The organism is Knoellia flava TL1, from assembly GCF_000768675.1.
GTDB lineage: Bacteria > Actinomycetota > Actinomycetes > Actinomycetales > Dermatophilaceae > Knoellia > Knoellia flava.
The window spans coordinates 1-18,638 of sequence record NZ_AVPI01000048.1 but is presented as its reverse complement, the minus strand read 5'-3'; the positions used below and the strand labels follow the sequence as shown (position 1 = coordinate 18,638).

Below are 18,638 nucleotides of genomic sequence, written 5' to 3'. Positions count from 1 at the left end.
CAAGGCGAGACGATGCCGGTCGTGCCGCTCGCCGACGCAGCCCGGGCCGGCTTCGCCGCACGCGAGCTGTCGGCCGACGAGGCCCGCACCATCGGCTACGGCCAGCGCCTGCCGTCCGCCGAGCCGGGTCGCACCGAGCCGGTCGCGGCCTTCGGGCCGGACGGCTCGCTCGTCGCCATGCTCGACGAGAGCAGGCCCACGGCCCGGAGCCACGTCGTCTTCGCCCCGGCGAGTTCGTAGAGTGTCCACCGTGCACCGGTTCACCGACCCCGCAGCCACGCCCGACGAGCTGCGACCCTGCGTCGTCACCCTCGGCAACTTCGACGGCGTCCACCGGGGCCACCGGGCGGTGCTCACCCAGCTCGTCGAGACCGGGCACGAGCTCGGGCTGCCCGCCGTCGCCGTGACCTTCGAGCCGCACCCGGTCGCCGTGCTGCACCCCGAGCGCGCCCCCGAGCTCATCTCGCCCGGGTCGATCCGCGACGACCTGCTCGAGACGACCGGCATCGACGGTCTCCTCGTCCTGCCCTTCACCGCGGAGTTCGCCCAGCAGTCGCCGGAGGAGTTCGTCCTGCGGACCTTCGTCGAGGGCCTCGGCGCCAAGGCCGTCGTCGTCGGCGTCGACACGAAGTTCGGCTACCGCAACTCCGGCAACGTCGACACCCTGCGCGAGCTCGGCGCCCGACACGGCTTCGAGGTCGTCGCGATCGAGGACGTCGGCGAGGACCACCGCTGGTCGTCGACGTCGGTGCGCCAGGCCCTCTCCGTCGGTGACGTCGCGGCCGCAGCCCGCACCCTCGGCCGACCCCACCGCGTCATCGGCACCGTCGTCCACGGCCACCACCGCGGCCGTGAGCTCGGCTACCCCACGGCCAACCTGTCGCCGGACGCGATGGGCCTCGTCCCCGCCGAGGGCGTCTACGCCGGCTGGCTCACCCGCCTCGACCTCGAGCAGGGCGAGCCCGACCGCACCATGCCCGCGGCCATCTCGATCGGCACGAACCCGACCTTCGACACCGAGGACCGCCGCACCGTCGAGGCCTACGTGCTCGACCGCGACGACCTCGACCTCTACGACGAGCGGGTCATGGTCGAGTTCGTCGAGCACATCCGCCCGACTCTGCGCTTCGAGAGCATCGACGACCTCCTCGTCGCCATGGCCAAGGACGTCGAGCAGTGCCGCGCGGTGCTCACCCAGATCGTCCACTCCTGAGCCGCTGGCTCCGGCAGGACCTCGGCCTCCTCGTCGGTGCCGCCGGGACGTCGGTGGTTGGTGCGCTCCTCGTGTGGTCGGCGACCCACGAGGCCGCGGGGACGGCATACCTCGTCCGTCACCTCCTCAACACCGCGATCGGAATCGGGCTCGCCCTCGGCGTGGCTCGGCTGGGGCACCACGGGCTGCGGCTCGTCGCACCGTTGATCTATGGCCTCTCGCTGCTCGGGCTCGTCGCCGTGCTCACCCCGCTCGGGGTGACGATCAACGGGTCGCGATCGTGGATCCCCATCGCCGCCGGGTTCACGGTGCAGCCCTCGGAGTTCGCCAAGCTCGGGCTCGCGCTCGTGCTCGCCTTCGTCCTCGCCGACCGGTGGGAGCGACGGGTCGCCCCCGGCAACCGTGACGTCGCTCTGGGGTGGCTGCTCGCCGCCATCCCGGTCGCGCTCATCATGCTCCAGCCCGACCTCGGTTCGGCCGTCGTCCTCGGCGCGCTGGCGTTCGTCGTCATCGCCGTCGCCGGGGCGCCGCGCCGCTGGGTCGTGGGGATCGGGGTGGCCGCCGTCGGGCTCGTCGTCGCCGCGCTCACCACGCCGCTGCTCAGCGACTACCAGCGCGACCGCCTCCTCGCCTTCGCCGACCCGAGCGCCGACCCGCAGGGCATCGGCTACCAGACGCGGCAGGTCCGGCTCGCCATCGGCTCGGGTGGGTGGACCGGCCAGGGCTTCATGGAGGGGCGCCAGACGCAAGGCGGCTTCGTGCCCTACCAGCTCAACGACTTCGTCTTCTCGGTCGCGGGGGAGGAGCTGGGGTTCGTCGGTGCGGCCGGGCTCCTCGTGCTCCTCGCCTTCCTCGTCATCCGGGTCTTCGTCGTCGCCGGGCGCTCGGGTGACGCCTTCGGACGGTTCCTGGGCGTCGGGGTCGGGACGTGGCTCGCGTTCCAGGTCTTCCAGAACGTCGGGATGAACCTCGGCGTCATGCCGGTGACAGGCCTACCGCTGCCCTTCGTGTCCTACGGCGGGTCCTCGATGTTCGCCTCGTGGCTCGCGATCGGTGTCGTCAACGCCGCGTATGCCGCCGCGCATCGCGACCGCGTCTGACACCGCGCCGCGACGGCATACGGGACCGCGTCCGGACCGCCTCGATTACTCGTCGGTCACATTTGCCGCAAGCCGGGTCCGTCGCCGTGTGTCGTGTGGGAGCATTCCGGCCACGAGCTCCCCAATGACGAGGAACCCAGATGCTTGCAGCGACTCCGCAGATCCACTCGCCGGCCGACGAGGCAGTCGACCACCACCTGATCGAGGAGCGCGCCGCGAGCGTCGGCCACCTCTTCCGACAGCGCGTCGAGAAGACGCCCGACTCACCGGCGTTCATGTATGCCAAGGTCACCGAGAGCGGTGACGAGTGGCTCACCGTGACGTGGGCCGAGGCGAAGTCGCGTGTCGACGCCATCGGCGCCGGGCTCGTCGCTCTCGGTGTGGCCCCGGAGGAGCGCGTGGCCCTCGCCTCGGCGACCCGCTACGAGTGGGCCCTCGCCGACCTGGCCGTCATGGTCGCCGGTGGAGTGACGACGACGATCTACCCCACGACGATCGACGACGACGTCGCCTTCATCCTCGCCGACTCGCAGAGCAAGGTCGTCTTCGCCGAGGATGCCGAGCAGGTCGCCAAGCTGCGCCGCATCGCCGGCTCGGTGCCCGGCGTCTCCAAGGTCGTGACCTTCGACCCCGCGGCCGCCGCGGGGGAGGACGACTGGGTCATCAGCCTCGACGACCTCGCCGAGATGGGCCGCGCCGAGCTCGAGCGCATGCCGGGCCTCATCGACGAGCGCATCGACGCGCTGACCCCGGACCGTCTCGCGACGATCATCTACACGTCGGGCACCACCGGCCGGCCCAAGGGCGTGCGCCTGCTGCACCGCGCGTGGACCTACGAGGCCGCAGCGACCGACTCGATCGGCATCCTGCGCGACGACGACCTCCAGTACCTCTGGCTGCCGCTGGCCCACGTCTTCGGCAAGCTGCTCCTCACGCTGCCGCTGCAGATCGGCTTCTGCACGGCCATCGACGGACGCATCGACAAGATCGTCGACAACCTCGCGGTCGTGAGGCCGACGTTCATGGGCGCCGCGCCCCGCATCTTCGAGAAGGCCTACAACCGGGTCCAGATGATGATGGAGTCCGACGGTGGCGTGAAGCTCAAGCTCTTCCGCTGGGCCGAGGGTGTCGGCCGCGAGGTGAGCGACCTGCGCGCGCAGGGCAAGGAGCCGAGCGGCATGCTCGCCCGCAAGCACGCGCTCGCCGACAAGCTCGTCCTCAGCAAGGTGCGCGGGCGCTTCGGTGGTCGGGTCCGCCTCTTCATCTCGGGCTCTGCGGCCCTCAACCAGGACGTCGGCCGCTGGTTCGACTCGATGGGCATGCTCGTCGGCGAGGGTTACGGCCTCACCGAGTCCTGCGCCGCGACGACGGTCAACCGCACCGCCGCGTACCGCTACGGCACGGTCGGGTGGCCGCTGCCCGGCACGGAGGTCCGGATCGCCGAGGACGGCGAGGTCCTGCTCCGCGGCGAGGGGATCATGGACGGGTATCACAACAACCCGGAGGCGACGGCGGAGGTCATCGACGCCGACGGCTGGTTCCACACCGGCGACATCGGCGAGCTCGACGACCGCGGCTTCCTCAAGATCACCGACCGCAAGAAGGACCTCTTCAAGACCTCCGGCGGCAAGTATGTCGCGCCCTCGATGATCGAGTCACAGTTCAAGGGCATGTGCCCGTTCGTGAGCCAGTTCATCGTCCACGGCGCCGACCGCAACTTCGTCTCCGCGCTCGTCACGCTCGACCCCGACGCCATCGAGGGTTGGGCGGCCGACAACGGCCTCGGCGGCAAGAGCTATGCCGAGATCGTCACGTCGCCGCAGGCGCACGAGATGGTCCAGGGCTACGTCGACGAGCTCAATGCCGGCCTCAACCGGTGGGAGACGGTCAAGAAGTTCACCATCCTCGACCACGACCTCACCGTCGACAGCGGCGAGCTCACGCCGAGCCTCAAGCTCAAGCGCAAGGTCGTCTCCGAGCGCTACAAGGACGCGCTCGACGCCCACTACGCCGGGGCCTGACGCCTATCTCCGACTGATTGCGACTTCCAGCGGTGAGGAGCGCAGCGACGAGCTGCTGGAAGTCGCAAGAAGTCGTTCCCCGTATGCCGTCGCGCTCAGTCCTCGACGAGCGGCACGAACCGGTAAGCGCCGTGGACCTCGACGTGCGCGTCCCCGGTCGGGGACCCGTCGGCGTCGAACCCGGGGTCCCGCACGACCCGGTGCATCCACCCCCGCACCGGCACGACCATGACCCCGCCGGGCACGAGCTGGCCGAGCAGCGCCCGGGGCAGCGACTCCGCCTCGGCGGAGACGAGGATCCGGTCGAACGGCCCCTCGCCCGGCGCCCCGAGCACGCCGGGGGAGGCGAGCACGAGGCGAGCCCACGGCATACCCGTGCGTTGGAGGTTCGCCGCTCCGGCCAGCGCGATGTCCTCGATCCGCTCGACCCCGACCACCGACCCACCCGGGCCTGTGAGGTGCGCGAGCAGGGCGGTCGTCCACCCCGAGCCTGCACCGATGTCGAGCACCCGGTCCCCGGGCCGGGCGTCGAGCAGCTCGAGCATCGCCACGACCGTCCGCGGCTGGGAGTTCGTCTGGCCGTGCCCGATCGGCAGCGGCACGTCCCGCCCGGCGTGCCGTCGCTCGCGTCGAGGCAGGAACCCCTGGCGCGGCCACGCGGCCATCGCCTCCGCCACCCGAGCCGCCGTATCCATCCCTCCAGTGTGCGCCGGGTCAGCTCGGTGCAGGGCTCGACTGCAGCTCGGCCGGGACGTCCCGTTGCGGCAACGCGTCGTATGCCGTGGGCCCCGTCATGCGGCCGTCCGCGAGTGTGAGCGTCATCCGCACCGTCGACATCGGGTCGACGTCCAGCGGGTCCGCGCTCGGCCAGGACGCGGCGAACCAGCCGTGGGTCACGCTCGCGGTGACGCGTCCGGCCGGGGTGTCGAGCTCGACCCCGGTGACGTCGGCACCCACGCGGCCGTAGGCGATGTTCGCGGTCTCACGGCGGAAACGCCCGTCGACGAGGCCCTCCTTCGACGTGGCGTCGGAACCCACCGAGGCGCTGTCCCGTGCCGGGGCCACGAGCGGGAACTGGCTGCCGCTCACGGTCGGCCCCCACCCGTCCGTCGCGAAGGTGAGGCAGGTGAGGTTGAAGCCCGCCGCGTTGCCGAGGACGACGGCGTCGTAGGGCCCGCGTCGCTCGGCGACGACGACCCGCATCGCCCGGCGCTGCTCCGGGTCGAACGACCCCTCGGCCGTGCTGTGCGGCCGGCTCATCAGCGTCTGGGTCGTGTCGAGGCAGGCCTCGCCGAGCTCGCGGGCGTCGTCGCGCGACAGGGCGGTCGGGGTGGCCGACCACGCCGTCGGGCGGGTTGCCTCGTCGCCGAGCTGGGGCACGATGACGAGCGCTGCCGTCGTCGCGGCGACGGCACCACCGGCGAGGACCCACCGGGTGCGGCGACGGCGAGCAGCCGACGGCGGCAGCGGGACCGGTGGCCGGCCGAGGACGTTGGCGTCCGGCGCCGAGGCGAGGATGCGTGCCCGGAGGTCGTCGGCGTGGTGCTGCTCGGAGGCGGTCAGGGTGGGTGACGAGGGGTCGAGCCGGGCGACGGCGGCGTCGAGGCGCTCGTCGGTGAGGTCGAGGGTCATGTCGTGCTCCTCTGCTGGAGGGTCGCTGGCGAGCCGCCGCGTGCCGGGGCCGGGCTCGAGAGGTGGTGCCGCAGGGCGCGTCGAGCCCGGCTGAGCCGCAGCCGGAACGCCACCGGTGAGATGCCGAGCACCTCCGCGGCCTGCGGTGAGCTGAGGTCGTCCCAGACGACGAGGGCGAGCGACTCCTGGTGCACCGGGCTGAGCCGGCGCCACGCCCGGGCGAGGTCGACGTGGTGCAGGACGACATCGGCGTCGATGCCCGAGCCGAGGCGCCCGGTCACCTGGTCGTCGGCGACCCGGACGGTGAGGGCGGCCCGACGCTGCTCGGCCCGCTGGCTCGCCATGAGCACGCGCCGGGCCACGCCGAAGAGCCACGCCCGGGCCTCGTCCGGTTCGACCGGCACGTCGTCGAGCCGCCGCCACGCGACGACGAAGACGTCGGCGGCCACGTCCTCGGCATGCGACGGGTGGACGCGGCGCTGCGCGAACCGCAGCACCGCGGCATACGTCGCGTCGTAGACCGTCTCGAAGCGGTTCCGGCGCGCCTCACGCTCGTCCGGCGGCCCGGTGTCGTCCATGCCCATGCCCCCTACATGTCGCCCCGGCCCGCAGGTGTGTCGCACGACTTTGGGGCAGGGGGCGCCCCGAACGTACCCTTGACGGATGCACACCCGTACCGCCGGCGCCTCGCTCTTCCCTGACCTCGAGCCCCTGCTCGAACAGGTGAGCAAGCCGATCCAGTACGTCGGCGGCGAGCTCAACTCGACCGTCAAGGACTGGCACGTCGGCGGCGACGCGACAGTCCGCTGGGCGCTCATGTACCCCGACGCCTACGAGGTGGGCGTGCCCAACCAGGGCTCGATGATCCTCTACGAGGTCCTCAACGAGGTCCCGGACGCGCTCGCGGAGCGCACCTATGCCGTGTGGCCCGACATGGAGGCGCTCATGCGCTCGGCCGGGGTGCCGCAGTTCACCGTCGACGGCCACCGCGCGGTCGGCGACTTCGACGTCCTCGGTGTCTCCTTCTCCACCGAGCTCGGCTACACCAACCTCCTCACCGCGCTCGACCTCGCGGGCATTCCGCTGCACGCCCGCGACCGCGTCGACGGCGACACCATCGTCATCGCCGGTGGTCACGCCGCCTTCAACCCCGAGACGATCGCCGACTTCGTCGACGCCGCGATCATCGGCGACGGCGAGGAGGCGGTCCTCATGGTCACCGACCTCATCCGTGCCTGGAAGAGCGAGGGTATGCCGGGAGGCCGGCGCGAGCTGCTGCTGCGCCTCGCGAGGACCGGCGGCGTCTACGTGCCCGCGTTCTACGAGGTGACCTACCTGCCCGACGGGCGCATCCAGCGCATCGCGCCGACCGAGCCCGGCGTGCCGTGGCGCGTCTCGAAGCACACCGTCATGGACCTCGACGCCTGGCCCTACCCGAAGCAGCCGCTCGTGCCGCTCGCCGAGTCGGTGCACGAGCGCATGTCCGTCGAGATCTTCCGCGGGTGCACCCGTGGCTGCCGCTTCTGCCAAGCCGGCATGATCACCCGTCCGGTGCGCGAGCGGTCGATCACCGGCATCGGCGAGATGGTCGAGAAGGGCCTCGCAGCCACCGGGTTCGAGGAGGTCGGACTGCTCTCGCTGTCGAGTGCCGACCACTCCGAGATCGCCGACATCACCAAGGGCCTCGCCGACCGCTACGAGGGCACCAACACCGGCCTCTCGCTGCCGTCGACCCGCGTCGACGCCTTCAACATCGACCTCGCCAACGAGCTCACCCGCAACGGGCGTCGCTCCGGACTGACGTTCGCGCCCGAGGGTGGCAGCGAGCGGATCCGCAAGGTCATCAACAAGATGGTCACCGAGGACGACCTCATCAAGACGGTCTCGGCGGCCTACGGCGCGGGCTGGCGCAACGTCAAGCTCTACTTCATGTGCGGGCTCCCGACCGAGACCGACGAGGACGTGCTGCAGATCGCCGAGCTCGCCAAGCGGGTCATCGAGACCGGCCGCCAGGTGAGCGGGCGCAAGGACATCCGCTGCACGGTGTCGATCGGCGGGTTCGTGCCCAAGCCGCACACCCCGTTCCAGTGGGTCGGGCAGCTCTCCGCCGACGAGACCGACGCGCGGCTCGAGAAGCTGCGCGACGCGATCCGCTCGGACCGCCGCCTGGGCTCGTCCATCGGCTTCCGCTACCACGACGGCAAGCCCGGCATCGTGGAGGGACTGCTCTCGCGCGGTGACCGCCGTGTCGGCGCCGTCATCGAGCAGGTCTGGCGCGACGGCGGCCGGTTCGACGGCTGGAGCGAGCACTTCTCCTACGACCTGTGGATGGCCTCGGCCGAGAAGGCCTTCGCCGCGAGCCCGTGGCCAATCGACGTCGACTGGTACACCACCCGCGAGCGCGACGAGTCCGAGTTCCTGCCCTGGGACGTCGTCGACTCGGGCCTCGACAAGGAGTGGCTCTGGCAGGACTGGCTCGACGCCATCGACGAGACTGAGGTCGACGACTGCCGCTGGACGCCGTGCTTCGACTGCGGTGTGTGCCCCCAGATGGGGACCGAGATCGAGATCGGGCCCACCGGCAAGGTCCTCCTGCCGCTCACCGTCCTCGGTGCCGGCAAGGCCGCGATGGCCGAGCACTCCCACGCCTGACCCGCTTGCGTCCGGCACTGTGGTGGGTATGCCGTCAACTTGCCGGACGTTGCACCGCCCCCTCCCCCTTGCGTCCGGCACTGTGGTGGGTATGCCGTCACGTTGCCGGACGTTGCACCGCATCTCTCCCTTGCGTCCGGCACGATGACGCCCTAGCGACCACTTTGCCGGACGCAACGGCAGGCCGGCTGTCGGGGGTCGGTGCCACGCTGGCTCGCATGAGCCGCACGATCCAGGTGACGTTCGACGCCCACGACCCGCGGGCCCAGTCGAGGTTCTGGGCTGCCGCGCTCGGCTACGCCATCCCCGGCCCGCCGGGCGTCGAGGTGCCCGAGGGCGGCGACCCGCTCGCCGCCTGGGACGAGTTCCTCACCCGGATCGGCGTCCCCGAGGACCAGCACAACTCGCGCTCGGCGATCGAAGATCCCGACGGTGACGGGCCACGCGTCTTCTTCCAGCAGGTGCCCGAGGACAAGGTCGCCAAGAACCGGGTCCACCTCGACGTGCGCGCCGCTCCGGGGCTCGAGGGCGACGACCGGATGGCGGCCCTCGAGGCCGAGTGCGAGCGGCTCGTCGGCCTCGGCGCCCGACGGCTGCGGCGGGTCGAGCCCGAGCCGCCGATAGAGGCCGGGTTCATCGTCATGGCCGACCCCGAGGACAACGAGTTCTGCCTCGACTGAGGGGCGGCTCAGGGCCCGAACCCAGAACGGCTGAGGTCGAGAGTGCACGACACGCCGTGCGGCCACCTCGTCGACGGCGTGTCGTGCACTCTCGACCCGGACGGAGCCCATGTCGCCCGGCGGGCCACCGGGAGGCGGGCGGACGGCATACGGGGTCGCGGAGCGTTCACCTGCGAGGGGACATCCCGACGCCGTCCGTGGCTAGGTTGTGGGACACCCCCGCACACCGACCAAGGACCGCACGATGAACCTCGCCCGAGCCGCCATGACCTGCGCCGCCGCGCTCCTCGCCCTCGCTCCCGCCGCCGGAGCCCAGGCCGCGCCCACCGACCCACCCGCCGACGCGCGCGGCGAGTCGCTGCGGGTCGCGACCTACAACCTCTCGCTCAACCGCAACACCGCCGGGCAGCTCGTCACCGACCTGTCGACGCCGGACAACGCCCAGGCCAAGGCGGTCGCCGAGGTCATCCAGCGCGCCAACCCCGACATCGTCCTGCTCAACGAGTTCGACTACGTCGAGGGTGGTCGAGCGGTCGACCTCTTCCGCGACAACTACCTCGAGGTCGGCCAGAGCGGCGCCTCGCCGGTCGACTACCCCTACTCCTTCGTCGCGCCGTCCAACACCGGCGTCCCGACCGGGTTCGACCTCAACAACGACGGCACCGTCGGCGGGGGCGACGACGCCTTCGGCTTCGGTCTCTTCCCGGGCCAGTACGGCATGGTCGTCCTGTCCAAGTACCCGATCCGCACCGACGAGGTCCGCACCTTCCAGCACTTCCTCTGGAAGGACATGCCCGGCAACGTCCTGCCCACCGACTGGTACTCGCCGGAGGAGCAGGCGATCCTCCGCCTGTCGAGCAAGTCGCACTGGGACGTCCCGGTGACCGTCGGCAAGCGCACCGTCCACGTCCTTGCCGCCCACCCGACGCCGCCGAGCTTCGACGGTCCCGAGGACCGCAACGGACGTCGCAACCACGACGAGATCCGCTTCTGGGCCGACTACGTCACGCCGGGCCAGGGCTCCTACATCTACGACGACGCCGGCGCCCGAGGCGGGCTCAACCCGAGCGAGAGCTTCGTCATCCTCGGCGACTACAACGCCGACCCGTTCGACGGCGACTCCTACGACAACGCGATCCACCAGCTGCTCGGCAACAAGCGGATCGTCGACCCGCAGGCCACTTCCGAGGGCGCGGTCGAGGCGGCCCGGCTCCAGGGCGGCGCCAACCTCACCCACCGCGGCGACCCGAAGTACGACACCGCCGACTTCTCCGACAGCGCCCCCGGCAACCTGCGCGTCGACTACACGCTGCTGTCGCGCCACTTCACGGTCCAGGACTCCGGCGTCTTCTGGCCCGTCCAGAGCGACCCACTCTTCCGCCTCACCGGCGTCTTCCCCTTCCCGACGAGTGACCACCGACTCGTCTGGGCGGACGTCACCCTGCGCTGACCTCACCCACCACGAACGACGCCGTATGCCGTGGCACCCGCGGGTGCCACGGCATACGTGCGTCGTGACGTGGGGGAGTGCTCCCCATCGTCAGGAGGGTTCCCGAACGCCTAGCGTGTCCGCGAACGGGTGCGACGGGGGACGTCGCCCCACGGGCGGAGGGAGGCGACGCATGGGCGACGAACGGATCAGGGTGGTCCCGGCCGACATGGGCTCGGACGCGACGCAGTGGAGTGCGGCGTCGGAGTCGTTGGGGCAGGCGCACCGCGCGGTCCCGGCACTGGGGGTCTCGTTCGGCGGGTTCCAGTCCGTCGTCGGCGAGAAGTACTCCGCCGCCGACCTTGCCGTGCAGAACATGCTCGAGCTGGGCGCGTCGCGGCTCAGGGCGACGGCGACCAACGTCACGAGCAACAACGCCCAGACGACCGGGGACGACGACGACGCGGACTCCCGGGTGCGCACGGCCGCCGCCGCCGGCGGCGGTGGTGGCAGTGGCGGCGGCTCGGGTGGCAGCGCCGGCACGGGCGGCGGTGGTGACCACGGAGGCAAGGGTGAGGGTCACTACACCGACCTGCTCGGTCCGCAGCAGTCCACCGACCCCATGCCCACCGACCCCAAGGACCCCGACATCACCTTCGACCGCACGGTCGACCCGGAGACCGGCGAGGTCTCGTGGTCCCCGCGAGTCATGGAGCCGGGGGAGGGCCGTGCCGTCGACGGCCGCGACGTCGAGCGCATTCCCGAGCGGGCCGACCGCATCGTCGTGACGATGGTCGACGGCGAGCCGCGCATCACCTACGTCGACACCGACGCCGAGCCGCGCGACGGTGCCACTTGGCAGTCCCACGGGGGACGACCGGTCGCGTTCGCGGAGCAGGTCGACCTCGCGCAGGACCCGGAGGCACGGGTCGTCGCAGGCAGCGGTGCCACGGAGCCGACGGCTCAGCCGGCCCGCACCGAGTGGAGCCGGGCGCTGCCCGAGGGCGCCGACTACGCGGTCGTCGAGCTGCGCGACGGCGAGCCCCACCTCGTCTTCCTCGACGTCGACGGCAAGGACGTCACGCAGGTGGCCGACGACCGGCTGCCGACGGGCCGGGTTCGTCCCGAACCGAACGGAGTCCAGGCATGAGCACGGTGAGCGCGTCGGTGAGCACCCTCCGCACGAGCCTCGGCACGCTGCGGACCTACGTCAAGGACATCGACAGCGAGTACCTCACCTACGTCAACAGCCACAACCTCCACACCTGCGCCCTCGACCAGGTCCAGTACGTCGACGGGGCGAGGCCGTCGTCGGGTCACTCCTGGATGGAGTACCGCGACAAGGTGTCCGCCGTCGTCACGTGGGCTGAGAAGTACGTCGACGACTCAGCATGGGTCGGAGCCCTCGACACCCGGGCGACGAAGTGGCAGACGGCGATGGGGCACGCGTCCGACGCCTACGACGACGTCGACTCCAAGAACCTCCCGGCGGTCGAGAGTTGGCGCGGTCCCGCCGGTCGCGCCTACCGCGAGGTCGTCCCGAAGATGCAGGCCGGCACGTCCGCCGCCTACTTCGGCGCGATGCACATGAAGGGCGCGACCGCGACGGTCTCGACCGCGGGGGAGACCTTCTTCGAGGAGGTCGCGGAGGCCGTGTCCACCCTCGCGAGCAGCCTCACCCACTACACGCCGGCGCCGCCGCCGCGTCAGGAGGGCGACCCGCCCTCCGTGAGCGCGCAGGGGTCCTACAGCTGCGGGCTCCTGCACGACACCGACGACGCCGGCAGCCATCCGTGGACGGCCATGACCGCCTGCGAGAAGGCCCTGACGACGCTCGAGTCGGAGGTGGAGGAGGCGCTGCGGGTGCCCAAGCCGGGTGGTCCGGCCGTGGGGTTCGACTCCCTTCCCGACTACTTCGCCGACGTCTGGCCCCCCGCACCGGGCCGCGGCTGACCCACCCCTTCCTGCCGGGGCACGCCGACCCAGGCGACGTATGCCGTCCGCCGCGCCACGCCATACGCGCCAGAGGGCGGCACTCCGCTGACGCGGTGCGCCGCCCTCGCGACGGGACCAGGTCAGCTCGCGGGGGTCTCGACCCGCTCGCGCTCCTCCTCGCGCCGCGCGGCGATGAGGCTCGTCGTCGTCGCGGTCGCGAGGATGGCGAGGATGACGCCGAGCGAGAACAGCGTCGGCACCTCCGGCACCCACGTCCACACGCCGTGCGCCCAGTGCAGGACGAGCTTGACGCCGATGAACGCGAGGATGGCGGCGAGCCCGTGGCCGAGGTGCTTGAGCGAGCCGAGCGCGCCCTGGAGGACGAAGTAGAGCGCGCGCAGGCCGAGCAGGGCGAAGGCGTTCGTCGCGAAGACGAGGTAGGGGTCCTCGGTGATGCCGTAGACCGCGGGAACCGAGTCGATGGCGAAGACGATGTCGGTGCCGAGGATCGCGACGACGACGAGCGCCATCGGGGTGAGCATCCGGCGCCCGGCCTCGGTGACCGTCATCCGCGTGCCGCGGTAGTCGTCGGTCACCGGCCAGAAGCGGCGCAGGAGTCGGACCGAGCGCAGCGACGCGATGTCGACCTCGTGGTCGGCCTCGGAGAGCGCGTCGCGCAGCACCTTGACGGCGGTGGCGAGCAGGATGACGCCGAAGAGCAGGAAGGCCCACGAGAACGTCGCGATGAGCTGGGCGCCGAGGGCGATGAAGATGCCCCGGAGCACGATCGCGCCGGCGACGCCGATGAGCAGCACGCGCTGCTGGTACTGCTTCGGCACCGCGAAGGCGGTGAGCAACAGCATGAAGACGAAGAGGTTGTCGACCGAGAGCGACTTCTCGACGAGGTAGCCGGTGTAGTACTCGACACCGGTCTGGCTGCCGTGCGCGGTCCACAGCCAGACGCCGAAGCCCACGGGGATGGCGACGTAGAACGCCGACCAGGCGACGGCCTCCTTCATCGACACCTCGTGCGGCCGCCTCGTGACGAGGAAGTCGAGCACGAGCAGCCCGATGACGGCGCCGATGGTCAGGAGCCAGAGGGTGGGGGTGCCGACTGCGTCCGACGCGGCGGCAGGGGCGAGAGAGAGCATGAGCGGTCCTCACGACGTGGTGTCATGAGGTCTCCTTCACCTGCGGCGAACCGCCGGTGTCGTGCCGGAGCCACCGTCTGGGTGACCGAACTGACCGACACGAGCTCGAGAAGTACTCCCCTCGTGGACAGATTGTAGGGAATCCTCGCGTCGCGTGGCAAAACACCCGCGGCCCTCTCGCTTCGTCGCTGGTCCCTGCGGGTAGAACCGAGGGGATGCAGACCTTCCTGCCGTATGCCGACCCCCGCGAGAGCGCGGCCGCCCTCGACGACCGCCGGCTCGGCAAGCAGCGGGTCGAGACCTTCCAGGTGCTGCGTGCCCTCACCTGGCCGACCTACGGGTGGAAGAACCACCCGGCCACCCGCATGTGGCGTGGCTTCGTGCCGGGCCTCGTGGCCTACGGGCTCGCCTGCGTTGACGAGTGGCGCGCCCGCGGCCGCGCGGACGCCACCCGCGCCGCGCTCCTCGAGTTCACGGGCGGGCAGGAGCCCGACTGGGACTCGCTGCACGACTCCGGCCGCCTCCCGCCCTGGGTCGGTGACGAGGCGCTGCACCTCAGCCACCGGTCGGCGCTCGTCCGCAAGGACCCCGAGCACTACCGGCCGCTCTTCGGCGACGTCCCCGACGACCTGCCCTACGTCTGGCCCGACCCGACCTACCCGCGGTGGCCGCTGCCCTCGACCGCGGACGAGCCCCTGGCGCTCGCCGACGCGGCCGCCCACCTCGGGCTGGACGCGGCCCCACCGGGCGCCGAGGAGGTCGTGGTTCGACTGTCCGCCGGCGACGACGTGGTGCTCGAGGACGCGGACGCGGAGGATGCGCCCACCTTCGGTCTGCTCGCCGGGCTGTGCACACCGGGGACGACGCTCTGGGTCGTCGACCGGCCTCCGCTGCCTGCCCTTGCCGCAGCCCCTCCGGCGCGTGAGAGCACCGGGGCGGTGAGCTCCTCGATCGCGCGCGAGCCCACCGAGGCGGACCGCCTGGCCATGACGGAGGAGGCGGCGCACCGCCCCGAGTTCCGCTTCGTACGGCGAGGGCTCGTGACCCGCGAGCTGGCCGACGACCTCGGTGCCGGACTCGTCGTCACGCCGAGGGCGGTGGACCCGGGGCACGAGCCGGGTCGGCCGCGGCTCGTCCTGCCCTGAACGCACGGCGCTCGCGTCCAGGACGGGGGAGCGGACGGCATACGGGCGTGCGAGGGGGAGGCTGGACCTGAAATAGGCTGGGCGGACCATGGCACGTCGCACTCCCGAAGGTCCTCCGCCGCCCCCGGCGGTCCAGAAGCTCCGCATCCGCTACGAGAAGCGCGGACGGCTCCGCTTCTCCTCGACCCGGGACTTCGCCCGGGCGCTCGAGCGCGCGCTGCGTCGCGCGGGTGTGCCGATGGCGTTCTCGGCCGGGTTCCACCCGCACCCCAAGATCAGCTACGCCAACGCCGCGCCCACCGGCACGGCCTCCGAGGCCGAGTACTTCGAGATCTCGGTGACCGAGCGCGTCGACCCGGAGGCGCTGCGCGTCGCGCTCGACGCCGCGCTGCCACCGGACCTCGACGTCCTCGAGGTCGTCGAGGCCGGCCCGGGAAGCCTCGCCGAGCGTCTGGAGGCCAGCGTCTGGCGCCTCGAGATGCGCGGCGTCCCCACCGAGACCCTCTCGTATGCCGTCGAGCGGTTCCTCGCGACCGATGTCGCGGAGGTGACCCGGACGTTCAAGACGGGGCCCAAGACGTTCGACGTGAGATCGGCCGTCGTGTCGATGGTCGTCACCGGGACCGGCGACCCGTCGTGTGCGATACTGCAGATGGTCGTTCGGCACACCACACCGTCCGTTCGCCCCGATGACATCCTGACCGCACTGCATGCCGTCTCCGAGCTCGAGCCTCCGGTGCCACCCCTGGTGACACGACTGGCGCAGGGCCCGCTGCGCACCGCAGAGGCCGGGGTGGCCGATCCACTGGCCGCCGACAAGGACGCCGTCGGTTCCTGAAGCGGTGCCGCAGCGGAGTTGACTCGCCGCGCGAACTGCCTTGAGGGACAGCACATCTGACTTCCGTGGTGGGGACCTCCTCGCACACGATCGCTACTCCGAGCCCCACGGGGCCGGCAGGTCCGGACCTCCGGACGGTGTGGCTGACGGCTACGTGGCGCCAGAAGGGCCACCCACATGGCTTCCCACGACGAACCCACCACGTCCTCCGACGGTGAGGTCCCCACGCTCGACGTCCCCGGCGCCGAGGCCGGCGCGGACGCCGCGCCCAAGGCCGCACCCCGCCGTCGCCGCGCGACGAAGAAGGCCGCCGCTCCCGCGGTGAGCGCGGACGCCACCGTTTCCGCGACGACCTCGGACGAGACTCCTGCGGAGGTCGTGGCCGAGCCCGCTCCGAAGAAGCGGGCGCCCCGCAAGACCGCCAAGAAGGCCGCCAAGGCCGCGACGACCGACGAGGCCGCGGCCGAGGTCGAGGCGCCCACCACGGAGGCGGCCAGCGCCGAGGCGGCCAGCACGGAGGCGGCCCCGTCCGACGAGCAGCCCGAGAAGCCGAAGAAGGCCGGCAGGACCGCCAGGGCGAAGAAGGGCACGAAGGCCGAGGGCGAGAGCGCCGACGAGGCCGCGCCCAAGAAGCGCTCGCGCAGCCGCAAGGCCGCCGCCGTCGAGCCCGAGCCGCTTCCCGAGCCCGTGGTGGACGAGCAGACGGACGACGAGGACGTGGCCACCGAGGGCGAGACCGAGATCCTCCCCGAGGAGGTGCCGGCTGCCCCAGCACCGATGTCGTCGTTCGGTCTCCTCTTCCAGGCGCCCGACGTGACCGCCGCTCCCCGCCGGCGCCGCGCCACCTCGCCCGCGCAGGCCCCGGCCGAGCGCCCCGCCGAGCCTGCGGTGCAGGACGAGCCGACCGATGAGACCGAGGACCAGTCGCGAGAGACCCGGGACGAGGCCGCCGAGGAGTCGAGCGAGGGCGGCCGCCGCCGTCGTCGCGGCGGCCGTGGGCGTCGTGGTCGCGGCGCGTCCGACCGCTCCGAGCAGGCCGAGGGCAAGGGCGACTCGGCGACCGGCGCGTCCAGCACGCCCGACGCGAAGGACAAGGCTGCGGGTGCGTCGGCCGACGCCGACGCCGACGAGAGCGGGACGGGCCCCGCCGACGACTCCGCCGACGCCGACCAGGGCGAGGGCGGCTCGAGCCGTCGCCGCCGCCGTCGTCGCCGCTCCGGCTCCTCCGGTGACAGCGACGACCCGCCCGGCACCGTCACCAAGGTCCGCGAGCCGCGCAAGGACCGCGACGAGCCGACCGCCGTCAAGGGCTCGACCCGGCTCGAGGCCAAGAAGCAGCGCCGTCGCGAGGGCCGCGAGGCCGGCCGACGCCGCACGATCATCACCGAGGCCGAGTTCCTGGCCCGTCGCGAGTCGGTCGAGCGCGTCATGGCCGTGCGCGGCAAGGGCGACAAGACCCAGATCGGCGTCCTCGAGGACGGCGTCCTCGTCGAGCACTACGTGTCACGCGAGTCGAACGCCTCCATGGCCGGCAACGTCTACCTCGGCCGCGTCCAGAACGTCCTGCCCTCGATGGAGGCCGCCTTCGTCGACATCGGCAAGGGCCGCAACGCCGTTCTCTACGCCGGCGAGGTCAACTGGGACGCCGCGGGCCTCGAGCAGAACCAGGCCAAGCGCATCGAGAACGCGCTCGGCTCCGGCGACACCGTCCTCGTCCAGGTGACCAAGGACCCGATCGGGCACAAGGGCGCCCGGCTCACGAGCCAGATCTCGCTGCCCGGCCGCTACCTCGTCTACGTGCCCGAGGGCTCGATGACCGGGATCTCGCGCAAGCTGCCCGACACCGAGCGCGCCCGCCTCAAGGCCATCCTCAAGGAGGTCGTCCCCGACTCCGCCGGCGTCATCGTGCGCACTGCGGCCGAGGGCGCCTCCGAGGAGGAGCTGCGGGCCGACGTCGAGCGGCTCACCAAGGCCTGGGACAACATCCAGAAGAAGGCCAAGGCCGCCGCGTCCAAGAAGGCGAGCAACGGCGGGGCCCCAGTCCTGCTGCACGGAGAGGCCGACCTCACGGTCCGCGTCATCCGCGACGTCTTCACCGAGGACTTCAGTGAGCTCGTCGTCTCCGGCGACCAGGCGTGGTCGGAGGTGAGCGGCTACGTCGAGGACGTCGCCCCTGACCTCGCCGCACGCCTCACCCACTGGACGTCCGAGAACGACCTCTTCGCGCACTACCGCGTCGACGAGCAGATCGCCAAGGCGATGGACCGCAAGGTCTGGCTGCCCTCGGGTGGCTCGCTCGTCATCGACCGCACCGAGGCGATGACCGTCGTCGACGTCAACACCGGCAAGTTCGTCGGCTCCGGCGGCAACCTCGAGGAGACCGTCACCAAGAACAACATCGAGGCAGCCGAGGAGATCGTCCGCCAGCTCCGCCTGCGCGACATCGGCGGCATCATCGTCATCGACTTCATCGACATGGTGCTCGAGTCCAACCGCGACCTCGTCGTCCGCCGCCTCCTCGAGTGCCTCGGGCGCGACCGCACGAAGCACCAGGTCGCCGAGGTCACCTCGCTCGGCCTCGTCCAGATGACCCGCAAGCGGGTCGGCTCCGGCCTCATCGAGGTCTTCTCCGAGCCCTGCGAGCACTGCGCCGGCCGCGGCATTATCGTCCAGGCCGAGCCGATCGACCGCTCGAGCTCGGGCGCCGACCAGGGCCACTCGCACGGCAACGGCGGCGGCAGCAGCGACAAGGGGTCGGGTCGTGGACGCGGCCGCCGCGGCGGCAAGGGCGGCGACGCCGGCCACGCGCAGACCGAGCCCGCACCGGAGGCGGCTCCGGCAC

Annotated in this window: 15 protein-coding genes and 1 pseudogene; 12 read left to right on the top strand and 4 right to left on the bottom strand. The window is 71.8% G+C overall.

Going from position 1 to position 18,638, the window contains the following annotated elements; all coding sequences use genetic code 11:
* The 4 genes and pseudogenes from truB to N798_RS13730 form a co-directional block, all read left to right on the top strand.
* Positions 1-240, top strand: a pseudogene (gene truB, locus N798_RS13745) (tRNA pseudouridine(55) synthase TruB); the annotation flags it as partial.
* A 10-nt stretch (positions 241-250) separates the two neighbouring features.
* Positions 251-1,213 carry a bifunctional riboflavin kinase/FAD synthetase gene (locus N798_RS13740; RefSeq protein ID WP_035949391.1) on the top strand — a complete coding sequence of 321 codons (963 nt, stop codon included), beginning with the start codon at positions 251-253 and terminating at the stop codon, positions 1,211-1,213.
* The gene (locus N798_RS13735) at positions 1,177-2,313 is read left to right on the top strand and encodes an FtsW/RodA/SpoVE family cell cycle protein (protein ID WP_035949380.1); all 1,137 of its coding nucleotides are present in this window, start codon (positions 1,177-1,179) and stop codon (positions 2,311-2,313) included. Before N798_RS13740 ends, N798_RS13735 begins: the two co-directional genes overlap by 37 nt.
* A gap of 140 nt (positions 2,314-2,453) precedes the next feature.
* Positions 2,454-4,334: an AMP-dependent synthetase/ligase gene (locus N798_RS13730; RefSeq protein WP_052117362.1), complete on the top strand. Its 1,881-nt coding sequence runs from the start codon at positions 2,454-2,456 to the stop codon at positions 4,332-4,334.
* A gap of 95 nt (positions 4,335-4,429) precedes the next feature.
* Here the strand turns inward: N798_RS13730 and N798_RS13725 are convergent, their stop codons facing one another.
* From N798_RS13725 to N798_RS13715, 3 genes are read right to left on the bottom strand one after another with little or no spacing between them, the layout of a single operon-like run.
* Positions 4,430-5,029: a protein-L-isoaspartate O-methyltransferase family protein gene (locus N798_RS13725; RefSeq protein ID WP_035949378.1), complete on the bottom strand. Its 600-nt coding sequence runs from the start codon at positions 5,027-5,029 to the stop codon at positions 4,430-4,432.
* 19 nt (positions 5,030-5,048) lie between these two features.
* Positions 5,049-5,966, bottom strand: a complete 918-nt coding sequence (locus N798_RS13720) for a hypothetical protein (RefSeq protein WP_035949376.1) — start codon at positions 5,964-5,966, stop codon at positions 5,049-5,051.
* Entirely contained in the window at positions 5,963-6,544 is a 582-nt protein-coding gene (locus N798_RS13715) for an RNA polymerase sigma factor (protein WP_035949387.1), read from the bottom strand. Before N798_RS13715 ends, N798_RS13720 begins: the two co-directional genes overlap by 4 nt.
* A gap of 85 nt (positions 6,545-6,629) precedes the next feature.
* On the opposite strand from N798_RS13715, the gene N798_RS13710 reads away from it, so the two are divergent.
* From N798_RS13710 to N798_RS17530, 5 genes are all read left to right on the top strand, one after another.
* Positions 6,630-8,618 carry a TIGR03960 family B12-binding radical SAM protein gene (locus N798_RS13710; protein WP_035949374.1) on the top strand — a complete coding sequence of 663 codons (1,989 nt, stop codon included), beginning with the start codon at positions 6,630-6,632 and terminating at the stop codon, positions 8,616-8,618.
* Positions 8,619-8,836: 218 nt separating this feature from the next.
* Complete coding sequence (locus tag N798_RS13705) at positions 8,837-9,298, top strand: VOC family protein (RefSeq protein WP_035949372.1); 462 nt, start codon at positions 8,837-8,839, stop codon at positions 9,296-9,298.
* A gap of 244 nt (positions 9,299-9,542) precedes the next feature.
* Positions 9,543-10,748, top strand: a complete 1,206-nt coding sequence (locus N798_RS13700) for an endonuclease/exonuclease/phosphatase family protein (RefSeq protein ID WP_052117361.1) — start codon at positions 9,543-9,545, stop codon at positions 10,746-10,748.
* A gap of 172 nt (positions 10,749-10,920) precedes the next feature.
* Positions 10,921-11,877 (top strand): hypothetical protein, encoded by a 957-nt coding sequence (locus N798_RS13695; protein ID WP_035949370.1) that lies wholly within the window; start codon positions 10,921-10,923, stop codon positions 11,875-11,877.
* Positions 11,874-12,680 carry a hypothetical protein gene (locus N798_RS17530; RefSeq protein WP_052117360.1) on the top strand — a complete coding sequence of 269 codons (807 nt, stop codon included), beginning with the start codon at positions 11,874-11,876 and terminating at the stop codon, positions 12,678-12,680. Before N798_RS13695 ends, N798_RS17530 begins: the two co-directional genes overlap by 4 nt.
* A 122-nt stretch (positions 12,681-12,802) precedes the next feature.
* Here the strand turns inward: N798_RS17530 and N798_RS13690 are convergent, their stop codons facing one another.
* Positions 12,803-13,813, bottom strand: a complete 1,011-nt coding sequence (locus N798_RS13690; protein ID WP_035949368.1) for a TerC/Alx family metal homeostasis membrane protein — start codon at positions 13,811-13,813, stop codon at positions 12,803-12,805.
* Between the two features lie 215 nt (positions 13,814-14,028).
* Here N798_RS13690 and N798_RS18445 point away from each other — a divergent pair, with 215 nt between their 5' ends.
* The 3 genes from N798_RS18445 to N798_RS13675 form a co-directional block, all read left to right on the top strand.
* Entirely contained in the window at positions 14,029-14,958 is a 930-nt protein-coding gene (locus N798_RS18445) for an MSMEG_6728 family protein (RefSeq protein ID WP_188450452.1), read from the top strand.
* A gap of 88 nt (positions 14,959-15,046) precedes the next feature.
* Positions 15,047-15,796 carry a TIGR03936 family radical SAM-associated protein gene (locus N798_RS13680; protein ID WP_035949366.1) on the top strand — a complete coding sequence of 250 codons (750 nt, stop codon included), beginning with the start codon at positions 15,047-15,049 and terminating at the stop codon, positions 15,794-15,796.
* A 177-nt stretch (positions 15,797-15,973) separates the two neighbouring features.
* A partial coding sequence (locus tag N798_RS13675) for a ribonuclease E/G (protein ID WP_035949364.1) occupies positions 15,974-18,638 on the top strand: 2,665 nt, incomplete at its 3' end.